The organism is Bradyrhizobium sp. SZCCT0148, from assembly GCF_018129985.1.
Lineage (GTDB): Bacteria > Pseudomonadota > Alphaproteobacteria > Rhizobiales > Xanthobacteraceae > Bradyrhizobium > Bradyrhizobium japonicum_H.
Window position 1 is genome coordinate 17,853 of record NZ_JAFCKT010000027.1, and the last position, 10,232, is coordinate 28,084.

The window sequence follows — 10,232 nt, forward strand, 5'->3', positions numbered from 1 at the left end:
CGGCTTCACTGCGCAAAAAGGTAGGCGGCGACGTCGCGTGCCTCGCCTTCCGTGATGCCGGTTGCGGGCATCGCGGTGCGGGGCGAGAACGCTTGTGGTGTTACCATCCATTGAATCAAATTGTCCGGCGTATTGCTCGCAACGCCTGCTATGTAGACGCGCGCCCGAAGGCCGTCGAGCGGACCACCGACCTTTCCGTCGCCGCCGGGAATGCCTGAGATGGTGTGGCAGCCGGCGCAGCCATAGCGGCGGATCAACTCAGGGGCGCGAGTCGGATCGCCCCCGGTCATGGCGCGGGCGATGTTCTCCGTCTGCTGGCGCTCGCTCCACGCGAAGCCAGCTCCGACTGCTGCGGCAACGAGGAGGCCCGCTGTCGTCAATGCGAGAGCCGTCCACTTAGGAAGCGTGAAGCGCATCGGTTCTCTCCCGGTCCTGACCGGCCCGTCGGATCCAGAGCGCGATCAGCGCGAGCGCGGCGCCCGCATAGATCGTTCCAGCCGGTACCCACATGATGATGCCGGCCAATTGCTGGTCCTCGAGTGGTGTCAAACCCCAGACCGCAGCGGCGTCCGCCTGCTGGCGGTAGAGCAGGTGCGGGGCCAGTGCCATCAACGCGCCGAGGATACTGGTGTGGAGCATGGTGACGAACACATGCCAGGCGGCGCTGCCGGTGTCGCTCCGCCGGAATACCGACCACCAGAACAGGATAGCGGTCAGAAAGAAGCTCAGATGTTGCAGACGATGCAGAAGGATATTCCCGACAGCAGCATCGAACAGCGCCGGCGCGTGCCAGGCCCAGATCGCGATCCCGTGCAGCAGCGTCGCATTGCGGCCGGTGCTCGAGAAGGCCCACAGCTTTGTCGCAAGCACATGCCGCATTGCGCGGCCGATCGTCAGCCTCAGCCGTCGGGGCAGGCTCCAGAGCAGTGCTCCAACCGGACGCGCAATCACCAGCAGGGGCGCCGCCACGGCCATCAGGATCTCGTGCTCGATCATGTGGAACGAGAGGAGGCGCTCTCCGATCCAATGCAGCGGTGACACCAGCGCGCCGACAAGCGTCAGCCAGCCTGCAGCGCAGACGACGTCCTGCCATATGCGTTTGCGGCCTTTCGTTGCCAGTACCAGCCTGCCGATGCTGTACATGAGCCCAAAGGTGATGAGCGGCGCGACGATCCACGGATCGAACGTCCAGCTCGGTGCTGCAGCCTCCGGCGGTGCCCCATGCGCATAGACCGCGTGCGGCACCCACCAGGCAATCGTCGCAAGGCCTATTTTTCGCATCCGCTCAACACCACGGCCGCGACGCCCTGCATCAACAGGGCGAAGGTGAAGACGCTTGCGGAGAGCGTACTGACGATCCCGCCTAGATGGGCATTCCTCTGCTCGGCTGCCACGCCAGCGACGCGGCGCAGGGACCACCAGGAGGCCAGGCCCGACGTTGACGCGAGCGCCGCCCCGACGAATGAGATAACGGCGGACAAAGGCAGCTGGGAGCGGCAGTCAGCGTAGGGCAGGATCTGTCCAAGCTGCATGTTCACGGCCCAAGTCAACGCGGCGAACCAGAGACCCGCCCAAATCGAGAGATAAGTGACGATCCGTGACGCGTTCATAGCCGTGCCAGCCAATAGATGCAGCCATAGATCGGAAGCCATGTCGCGACGACAAAGTTCCAATACATGGCGTTGTCTTGGACGTCGCCGAACCTCCGTTTATTCGGGCCGTGCCTCGTGAACATCAGGACCCCCAGCACGAGGGTGTCGACGAGGTCAGTGATGATGTGCGTGGTATGGAGGCCCAGCAGTATCCACACGACGGAGCCATAGGCATTGCTGTCCCAGCTAACCTTCAGGGCCGGAAATTCGAAGATGCGCACGATCAGGGGGATGATACCGAAGATCGACATGATCACCATCCCAATTTGCACCTTGCGCAGATCCTGATGCTCGGCCCAGCGCGAGATCAAGATGTTAGGAACGAGGCTGATGCCTAGGATCAAGGTCACCAGGGTGCCGGGAAGCAGGTCGGGAGCCGGCGCGTTGATCGGCCAGACAGTGGCCAGGCTCATCAGATAGAGATAGACGGCGATGGTGAGAGCGAAGCCGGTGGCCTCGATCAGCATGAAGGCCAGCGTTCCCCACCAGGTGACGCTCGCCGTGCCCATGCCATGCAGTGGCAGGCGGCCGAGGTCGAGCACGATCTTCTCTCTCATGACTCATCCTCCGGCGTGCCCTTGGGCCAGAACCAGCCGATCAGCGCGACAGCGATCGGAATGGAGCCCCAGACGACGGCCCAGGGCGAGAAGATCGACCAGATCAGCATGATCGTGGTCGCGACCGCTGCCAGCAGTGGCCAGATCGAGTTTCGTGGCGAGGCTTCACGCGCCTGCGGTTCGGCGGCGGCGAGCGTGGTCACGATCAGTTCGCGGCGATCAGTGCGCAAGCCATCGGCGACAGGCAGGGTGTCGCGCTCGTCCCACAATGGATGCAGACTGCCGACGACCGGGATCATCGCGAAATTGTAGCTGGGGGGCGGCGATGTCGTTGCCCATTCCAGCGTCGACGCATCCCAGGGATTGTCCGGCGCAACCTCGCCGAAGCGTGCGCTCTTGAGGACATTGATGAAGAACAGCAGGAATCCGGCGGTGAGCACGACTGCGCTGAGGCTGATGAACACATTGAGCCCGTGCCAGGGCAGGTCGGGCTGATAGGTGTACACCCGGCGCGGCATGCCTTCGAGACCGAGGATGTGCATCGGAAAGAAGGTCGCGTTGAAACCGACGATGATGAGCCAGAAAGACCACCGCCCGAGTGTTTCGCTCATCATGCGTCCGGTCAGCTTTGGAAACCAATAGTGGACGGCACCGAGCAAGGGAAACACGGCGCCGCCGATCAGCACGTAATGAAAATGGGCGACGACGAAATAGGTATCGTGTACCTGGGTATCGAACGGGACCGACGCGACCATGACCCCCGTCAGCCCGCCGATAACGAAGGTCACGATGAATCCGATGATGAACAGCAGGGGTGTCTTGAACACCGGCCTGCCGTCCCATAGCGTGGCGAGCCAGCAGAAAATCTGGATGCCTGCGGGAATCGCGATCGCCATGCTGGATGCAGTGAAGAAGCTGTCGCCGAGCCGGGGCAATCCCGCTACGAACATGTGATGCACCCACAGCCCGAAGGCGAGGATGCCGGTCGCTATCAGCGCCATCACCAGTCCGAGATAACCGAAGGCGGGACGTCGCGCGAATGGCTCGATCATGGTCGAGACCATGCCGGCGGCGGGCAGGAAGATGATGTAGACCTCGGGATGGCCGAAGAGCCAGAACAGATGCTGCCACAGCAGCACGTCGCCGCCTTCGGCAGGATTGTAGAAATGCGTGCCGACGAGGCGGTCGAGGATCAGTCCGGTGCTCGCAATCATGATGGCCGGCATGGCCATGATCACCAGGAACGACGTCACCAGCATGGCCCAGACGAACAGTGGTATACGGTCGAGCGTCATGCCGGGTGCACGCTGCTTGAAGATCGTGACCACCAGCTCCACCGCTATGGCGAGTGCCGATAGCTCGGTGAAGGTGATCATCTGAGCCCAGATGTCGGCGCGCTTGCCGGCACCGTATTGCGGGCCGGACAGCGGCACATAGGCGAACCAGCCGACGTCGGGCCCCATGTCGAGCGCGAACGCGATCCAGAGCAGCGCACCGCCTGCGACATAGATCCAGTAGGAAAAGGCGTTCAGGCGCGGGAACGCGATGTTGCGCGTGCCGACCATCAGCGGCACGAGATAGACCGCGACGGCTTCCATCACGGGCACGGCGAACAGGAACATCATGTTAGCGCCATGCATCGTGAAAATCTGGTTATAGCGGTCGGGGCCGATCAGGCGTGCCTCCGGCTGGGCGAGCTGGAGGCGCATCAGCGCGGCGAGCACGCCGCCGAGAGCCAGAAAGACGAAGGCTGTGAAGATGTAGCGGCGGCCGATGATCTTGTGGTCGACGGTCGTAAGTGCGCCCCAGAAGCCGGGCGGGGTCTTCCAGGTTTCGGCCAGCGTGCTGGTCAGCCGCGTGCGCTCGATATCGATGTCGCGCGTATCAGGCGCCGTCGCGGGGCGGGTCACTTCAGGCTCGCCAGATATGCGGATACCGCGCGCAACTCGTCGGGCTTCAGCGGCACCAAAGGCATGTTGTTGCCGGGCTTGATTGTCTGCGGATCGGCGATCCAGGCCGCGAGCGAGCCGCGTGTGGTCTCGAACATGCCGGACGCGATGGTGCGGCGGCTGCCGACATGGGTGAGATCGGGCCCTGTGGTGCCGACCGCCGCAGTACCGCGAACGGTGTGGCAGGCGGCGCATGGCTTCGTCAGGAACGTCTGCAATCCGGCAGCGGCTTCCTCGTCAATCGGTGGAGTTGCCGTCTGTCGCTGTGCGGCCGCCCATCTCTCGAAATCCTCTTGCGGTTCGGCAATCACCAGGAGCGCCATATGGGCGTGCTGCATGCCGCAGAACTCGGCGCATTGACCGCGATAGACACCGGCGTGCTCAGCGCGGATGGTGAGCTCGTTGGAGCGGCCGGGAACGAGATCCTGCTTGCCTGCGAGACTCGGGACCCAGAACGAGTGGATCACGTCAAGACCTTCGAGCTTGAGGCGTACGTTGCGGCCGACCGGAATGTGGATCTCGTTGGCGGTCTCGAACCGACGGGATGGATCGGGGCCGATATATTCGAGCCCCCACCACCATTGCAGACCGCGCACCCGGATCGTCAGATCGTCCTGACCGGCCACATTGAGCGTGCGGGTCGCAATGAAGCTCAACACGGTGAAAGTGCTGATGATGAGAATGGTGGCGACGACGGCACCGGTGACGGCCAGGGTCATGCGTCGCTCGCGCACCGGTTCGGGAGTGGTCGGATGCGCATCGCGTGTCCGCCACAAAGCCGCGATCAGCGCGACCATCACCAACATCCAGACCACAGAGCAGACCGCGACGATCAGAATGATCAGATGTTTCAGGCTGATCGCAGCGGTGCCGTAGACATCGAGCGCGGATTGCAAGTTGGCGCCGCAGCCCGTCAGTGGCACGACGAGCGTAGCGCTGAAGCCGGCTTTGCTGGCGGCGCGTATCACGGTGTCGGTCCCTGATCCGGATGAACGGGCGAGGGGCCTTCGTCGAACAGCAGCTTGGCCGGCGCGCGGTTTTCGGCGGGCCGCGTATGTTTCTCATCGTTGCGGCTCGGTGCGGCAGTCTTGCCTTCGTAGGAGCCGATGGTCTGCACGTAGCCGGCCAGTTGCCAGATCTGATCCGTCGTCATCTTGTCGCTGAACGCTGGCATGCCGTGCGATCGCCCGTCCCGGATCGAGGCGAAGATTGAAACCAACTCAGCGCCGTAATACCACCAGCCGTCGAGAAAGCCGGGACCGCTGCCGCCTTGACCGTCGCCGTGGCAGCTTTTACACCCGAACCAACTATAAAGCCGCTTGCCCTGGCTCAGATTATACGCATTGGCTTCGTAGGGTCTGCCGAGCTCGAGGTATACCTCCGGCGGTGCGCCGCCGATGCGGTTCGGCATCAGAGCGATTTTGTCGAGGGCTTCGGCAACGGGCGGGTCGAGCCGCAACTGCCGCTCTTCCCGCTGGCATCCCGCCAAAGCGGCTGCAATCCCAAGAAGAACGCCCACCATCCGCCGCATCTGTTCGCTTGAATCGAGGAACCGGAAGCGTCAATTGGCTTGCTGAGCCAAGGTTCCTAATTCAGCCGAAACGCCGCTCGCGCGCCGTGCATGGGCGCGATCTCACCTTGCTGGGCGTGGCGAATGGCATAGGTTATAACATGCAGGCGCGGGTCTCCGTCACTTTGCAACATCTGCTCGGCCATCCTGGCCGCGCCATGTGATGCTTGCTCATGGTCTGCACGAACACCGCGTCGAACCGCTCCGCCGGCACCCTGGCATGGAGGCGCGCTTGTCGTGCTGCAGTCGGCCATTTTGGTATCAAACCAGCTTAGCCGCCAGTTGCCGAACATCCTGATCTCGCCGACCTGGCTCACGACCATCAGGATCGCGAGCTCGCGAAGATGCAGGTTCTTAGCGCGCTCCGCGGCGCTCCGGGCGAGCACAGTGCCCTTGGCATGATGCGCTGACATGTGGCGGATGAAGGTCTGGTCCGCATCCCTGTCGCGCCCCATCCAAGGCGGCTCGTAGCCATGGCTGCCGAAAAATGCGAACGTACCAAGGAGCGCCACCACAGCCAGAGCACCTGCGATCTAGGTGTTAGTGAAGCGGATGTCGCGCCCGGCAGCAGCGCCGCGCTGCATTGGCAAGTACTAGTCGCATCTCTGTGTTCACGTCAGCTGCTTGAGCTTCTTCAGCGGGTCGAGTTCGACCGGCTTGTCCTGTTCGTCACGGCCGCCCGCGGCTTGGGCCTTGCCGTCATCGTGCAGATCCTGGTCGCCGATGATCTCACCGACCGCTTGCTTGGTCTTTCCAACGATGAGTTGCTGAAGGCTCTTCGTTTTGCCCATGGCGTCCCTCCTTCCAAGTCGAACCCGCCTCACGCGACGAATAATTCTTTTGTCACTGCCCCTCAAGTGCAATGATCACGCCTTCATTGCCGCGGAGCAGGATGGAAGCGTTCGGCAATAATTCCTGCGGCCGGTCGAGATGCGTCGAGATCAGGAGGCGACCGTGGCCGGGCAAGTGCCATTTGCGGGGCTCCGCGGCGATGTTGAGCGCGACCAGAAATTCCTTGCGGCCGTCCGTCCGCCTGTAGGCGATGACATCGTTCTGCCCGCGCAGCGGCTCGTAAACACCGTGATGCAGGCCCGCATGTTCGCGTCGCAGCGCGATCAGCGCGCGGAACAGCGCCAAGATCGAACGCTCGTCGCGCCGCTGCCCGGCAACATTGGCCGCGCCATCAGGCGGCTCCAGCGGCAGCCACGGACGGCCCATGGTGAAGCCGCCGTCGGGGCTCTCGTCCCATCGCATCGGTGCGCGCTCGGGGTCGCGGCAAAGGCCATAGCCGGGCACCAGCTTCTCGAAAGGATCGTGGATGCGGTCGGAGGGAATCGGCACGCGCTTGCGGCCGATCTCATCGCCCATGAAGAAGAACGGCGTCCCACGCAGCGTCATCAGCAGCATCGCCAGCACGCGCATCTGCGCCTCGCCGATCTTGCTGGCGATCCGCTGCTTGTCGTGGCCGCCGACGACCCAGACTGGCCAGGCATGGTCCGGGATGGCGTTGAGATACGCGTCGATCGTTGCCTGCAGCGACAGCGCACCCCATTGCGAGTCGAGCAGGGCGAAATTGAGCGGCAGATGCAGGCGCGGCCGGCCGTTTCCATAGAAGTGCCCGATGCGATCGATCTTGCCCTGGACTTCGCCGCAGAGCATACGTCCCCGATAGCCGTCGATCACCTCGCGGATGAATTCGATGCAATCCATCGTCCCCGGCCGGTCGTCGGTAAAGACGGGTTTTTGATGCTGCGGCGGCGGCTTGCCCTTGGCGTTCGGATTAGTCGGATTATCGCGCAGCAATTCGTCCTTGATCAGGACCGCGCTGGCATCGACGCGAAAGCCGTCGACGCCGCGGTCGAGCCAGAAGCGCATGACATTCGCGATTGCGGCGCGCACGGCCGGATTGCGCCAATTAAGGTCGGGCTGCTCGACCAGGAAGGAATGATAATAATATTGCCGCCGCGTCTCGCACCATTCCCAGCCGCTGCCTCCGAAGCGACTCAGCCAGTTGTTGGGCGGGCCGCCATTCTCGGCCGCATCGGCCCAGATGTACCAGTCGGCCTTGGCGCTATTGGCGGAGCTTGCGCTCTCGACGAACCAGTCGTGATCATTGGCAGTGTGATTGGGGACGAGGTCGAGGATGAGCCGGATGCCTTCGGTGTGCAGGGCGTCGAGCAGCCTGTCGAAATCTTCGAGGCTACCGAAGGCGGGATCGATCGCGCAATAGTCGGAGATATCGTAGCCGAGGTCGCGGAAAGGACTTCTATAGATCGGCGTCAGCCAGACCGCGTCGACGCCGAGCCAACTCAGGTAGTCGATGCGCGACAGCAAGCCGGCGAGATCGCCCTTGCCATCGCCGTTCGAGTCCTGGAACGAGATCAGCGCTATCTCGTATATGACGGCGGATTCCCACCACGCAGCCTCGTCGGCAGACTCGATTCTCATAGCCTTGTTTCACCTCGTCACGCCTTGGTCATGCTTTGGCGTGCGCCGCGATCTGCTTCGCCGCGTTTCGGGCACTCTCGATGCCCTTCGGGAAGCCGCTGCGGTTCGGATAGAGCTTGCGCGGTGTGTCGCGCGATGGTCGCCTCGGCTTAGTGTCCTGCGCGGCCCTATAGTCCAGCAGGGCGATGCCGCCGACCGCCAGCAGCGCCAGCGCAATATTGCCCTTTTTGGGATTATCGGCTGTCAGACCCGAGAGCAGCGCGGCGGCATCGAGCCCGTCGCCGCCCACGCGGGCCCATAGGCCGGCGTTTCTCTCGACGGACAACGACATGATGCCTGCCATGATCTCGCGCACGCCGAAGGCGCGGACCATGGTCTCGTGGCCTTCCATGCCCAGCGTCTCCGTGACGCGCCGCGGCGCGAACAGTTCGACGACGCCGAGGCCGATGCTGAACCAGCCAAGCGCGCGAGCGAGCTGGTCAACGGGTCGCTTCAGGCTCGGTCCGCCCTCGACAATCTTCGGGTCACCCTTGGTGCGGACGATGTTGGAGAAATGAAACATGGGTTGCTCCTTCAGGGCTTCAGCACGACCTTGACGCAGGAATCGCGCTTGTCGCGAAACACCTGGTACATCTCCGGTCCTTGTTCGAGCGGGACGGTGTGGGTAATGACGAAGGACGGATCGATCTCGCCTTCTTCGATGCGGTGGAGCAGGTCGTCGGTCCAGCGGTTGACGTGGGTCTGGCCGGTCCGCATCGTCAGGCCCTTGTTCATGAAGGCGCCCATCGGCAACATGTCAGACAGGCCGCTATAAACGCCCGGCACCGAAATGATGCCGCCCGGCCTGCACACATAGATCATCTCGCGCAGCACATGGGGGCGGTCGCTCTCGACCATCACCATCTGCTTCGCACGGTCGAGCAGCGTGCCAGGCAGCGAGGCCATCACATGCGATTCCATGCCGACGCAGTCGATGCACTTTTCCGGCCCCCTGCCGTCGGTGAGATCGTTCAGCCGCTCCAGCACGCTCTCGGTTTCGAAGTTGATGGTGGTGGCGCCGCCAGCTTCCGCCATGCTCAGCCGCTCAGGCAGGCAGTCAATCGCGATCACCTGGTTGGCTCCGAGCAGGATGGCGCTGCGGATTGCCATCTGTCCCACAGGGCCGCAGCCCCAGATCGCGACCGTGTCAGTCTGTTCGATGTCGCATTGCGCCACAGCCTGCCAGCCCGTCGGGAAGATGTCGCTGAGGAACAGCAACTGCTCGTCGGGGATCCCTGAAGGCACCTTGATATGGGTGGCGTCGGCATAGGGCACGCGGAGATATTCAGCCTGGCCACCGGAATAACCGCCGGTCAGATGGGTGTAGCCGAACAGGCCCGCGGTGGCGTGACCGAAAGCCTTGTCCGCGAGATGGCGCTTGCGGTTGGTGGTCTCGCACACGGAGAAATTGCCGCGCTTGCACTGGTCGCATTGGCCGCAGATGATCGTAAAAGGCACGACGATGCGGTCGCCCTTCTTGAGCTTGCCGTCGACGCCGGAGCCGACCTCGACCACTTCGCCCATGGTCTCGTGGCCCATGATGTCACCGGGCAGCATGCCCGGAATGAAATTGTGGAAGAGATGCAAGTCAGAGCCGCAGATGGCGCAGCTCGTGACCTTGATGATGGCATCGCGCGGATCCTGGATTTCGGGATCGGTGACGATGTCGCAGCGAATGTCCTCTTTGCCATGCCAAACCAGCGCCTTCATCTTCCTCTCCCGACTGACCAATTGGCATAAAAGTCGAGGACATGGAGATGGTTGCTAGGCGACTTGCAATTCTTTGCACTGGCTGATCAGACAAACCGCTGTATCGAACCAAGCGGCTGCAAACAGGCGAGGCGCTTACCTTCGCATCAAAGGCCTCGAGTAGTTCGTCTACCATCGCAGAGGCCCTTCCTTTGCTATGACCTAATCGCCGAATTCGTCGAGACGTGCCTGATGATCAATATGAAATTAGCTTGCCGAACGGCTTGGTGCGTATGTCAAATAAACTGACATAGATTGGGATTGCCGA

Annotated in this window: 12 protein-coding genes; all 12 read right to left on the reverse strand. The window is 62.7% G+C overall.

What is annotated here, in order from left to right; genetic code table 11:
• Nucleotides 1-5: 5 nt before the first annotated feature.
• Nucleotides 6-416 (reverse strand): c-type cytochrome, encoded by a 411-nt coding sequence (locus tag JQ580_RS32915; RefSeq protein WP_212285405.1) that lies wholly within the window; start codon nucleotides 414-416, stop codon nucleotides 6-8.
• On the reverse strand, nucleotides 397-1,281 hold the full coding sequence (locus JQ580_RS32920; protein WP_212285407.1) for a cytochrome c oxidase assembly protein: 885 nt from the start codon (nucleotides 1,279-1,281) through the stop codon (nucleotides 397-399). The genes JQ580_RS32915 and JQ580_RS32920 overlap by 20 nt, the downstream gene beginning before the upstream one ends.
• Nucleotides 1,269-1,610, reverse strand: a complete 342-nt coding sequence (locus JQ580_RS32925) for a hypothetical protein (RefSeq protein WP_212285409.1) — start codon at nucleotides 1,608-1,610, stop codon at nucleotides 1,269-1,271. The genes JQ580_RS32920 and JQ580_RS32925 overlap by 13 nt, the downstream gene beginning before the upstream one ends.
• Nucleotides 1,607-2,209 carry a cytochrome c oxidase subunit 3 gene (locus JQ580_RS32930; RefSeq protein WP_212285411.1) on the reverse strand — a complete coding sequence of 201 codons (603 nt, stop codon included), beginning with the start codon at nucleotides 2,207-2,209 and terminating at the stop codon, nucleotides 1,607-1,609. The genes JQ580_RS32925 and JQ580_RS32930 overlap by 4 nt, the downstream gene beginning before the upstream one ends.
• Nucleotides 2,206-4,083, reverse strand: a complete 1,878-nt coding sequence (gene ctaD / locus JQ580_RS32935; RefSeq protein ID WP_311982631.1) for a cytochrome c oxidase subunit I — start codon at nucleotides 4,081-4,083, stop codon at nucleotides 2,206-2,208. Before ctaD ends, JQ580_RS32930 begins: the two co-directional genes overlap by 4 nt.
• Before the next feature lie 32 nt (nucleotides 4,084-4,115).
• Nucleotides 4,116-5,126 carry a cytochrome c oxidase subunit II gene (coxB, locus tag JQ580_RS32940; protein WP_409363242.1) on the reverse strand — a complete coding sequence of 337 codons (1,011 nt, stop codon included), beginning with the start codon at nucleotides 5,124-5,126 and terminating at the stop codon, nucleotides 4,116-4,118.
• Nucleotides 5,123-5,680, reverse strand: a complete 558-nt coding sequence (locus JQ580_RS32945) for a c-type cytochrome (protein WP_409363243.1) — start codon at nucleotides 5,678-5,680, stop codon at nucleotides 5,123-5,125. Before JQ580_RS32945 ends, coxB begins: the two co-directional genes overlap by 4 nt.
• A gap of 65 nt (nucleotides 5,681-5,745) precedes the next feature.
• The gene (locus JQ580_RS32950) at nucleotides 5,746-6,183 is read right to left on the reverse strand and encodes a DUF305 domain-containing protein (protein ID WP_249134614.1); all 438 of its coding nucleotides are present in this window, start codon (nucleotides 6,181-6,183) and stop codon (nucleotides 5,746-5,748) included.
• A 156-nt stretch (nucleotides 6,184-6,339) separates the two neighbouring features.
• Nucleotides 6,340-6,519, reverse strand: coding sequence for a CsbD family protein (locus JQ580_RS32955; protein ID WP_212285416.1), 180 nt, complete (start codon nucleotides 6,517-6,519; stop codon nucleotides 6,340-6,342).
• A 52-nt stretch (nucleotides 6,520-6,571) separates the two neighbouring features.
• Nucleotides 6,572-8,176, reverse strand: a complete 1,605-nt coding sequence (locus JQ580_RS32960; protein ID WP_212285418.1) for an alpha-amylase family glycosyl hydrolase — start codon at nucleotides 8,174-8,176, stop codon at nucleotides 6,572-6,574.
• Between the two features lie 28 nt (nucleotides 8,177-8,204).
• Entirely contained in the window at nucleotides 8,205-8,738 is a 534-nt protein-coding gene (locus JQ580_RS32965) for a hypothetical protein (RefSeq protein ID WP_212285420.1), read from the reverse strand.
• 11 nt (nucleotides 8,739-8,749) lie between these two features.
• Nucleotides 8,750-9,925: a zinc-dependent alcohol dehydrogenase gene (locus JQ580_RS32970; protein WP_212285422.1), complete on the reverse strand. Its 1,176-nt coding sequence runs from the start codon at nucleotides 9,923-9,925 to the stop codon at nucleotides 8,750-8,752.
• Between the last annotated feature and the right edge of the window lie 307 nt (nucleotides 9,926-10,232).

What these genes read in the sequence shown, in the direction of transcription:
- JQ580_RS32960 (WP_212285418.1), bottom strand. Translation starts at nt 8,176, where the DNA reads ATGAGAATCGAGTCTGCCGACGAGGCTGCGTGGTGGGAATCCGCCGTC.
- JQ580_RS32945 (WP_409363243.1), bottom strand. Translation starts at nt 5,680, where the DNA reads ATGGTGGGCGTTCTTCTTGGGATTGCAGCCGCTTTGGCGGGATGCCAG.
- JQ580_RS32915 (WP_212285405.1), bottom strand. Translation starts at nt 416, where the DNA reads ATGCGCTTCACGCTTCCTAAGTGGACGGCTCTCGCATTGACGACAGCG.
- JQ580_RS32965 (WP_212285420.1), bottom strand. Translation starts at nt 8,738, where the DNA reads ATGTTTCATTTCTCCAACATCGTCCGCACCAAGGGTGACCCGAAGATT.
- JQ580_RS32930 (WP_212285411.1), bottom strand. Translation starts at nt 2,209, where the DNA reads ATGAGAGAGAAGATCGTGCTCGACCTCGGCCGCCTGCCACTGCATGGC.
- JQ580_RS32925 (WP_212285409.1), bottom strand. Translation starts at nt 1,610, where the DNA reads ATGAACGCGTCACGGATCGTCACTTATCTCTCGATTTGGGCGGGTCTC.
- JQ580_RS32950 (WP_249134614.1), bottom strand. Translation starts at nt 6,183, where the DNA reads ATGGGGCGCGACAGGGATGCGGACCAGACCTTCATCCGCCACATGTCA.
- JQ580_RS32955 (WP_212285416.1), bottom strand. Translation starts at nt 6,519, where the DNA reads ATGGGCAAAACGAAGAGCCTTCAGCAACTCATCGTTGGAAAGACCAAG.
- JQ580_RS32970 (WP_212285422.1), bottom strand. Translation starts at nt 9,925, where the DNA reads ATGAAGGCGCTGGTTTGGCATGGCAAAGAGGACATTCGCTGCGACATC.
- JQ580_RS32920 (WP_212285407.1), bottom strand. Translation starts at nt 1,281, where the DNA reads ATGCGAAAAATAGGCCTTGCGACGATTGCCTGGTGGGTGCCGCACGCG.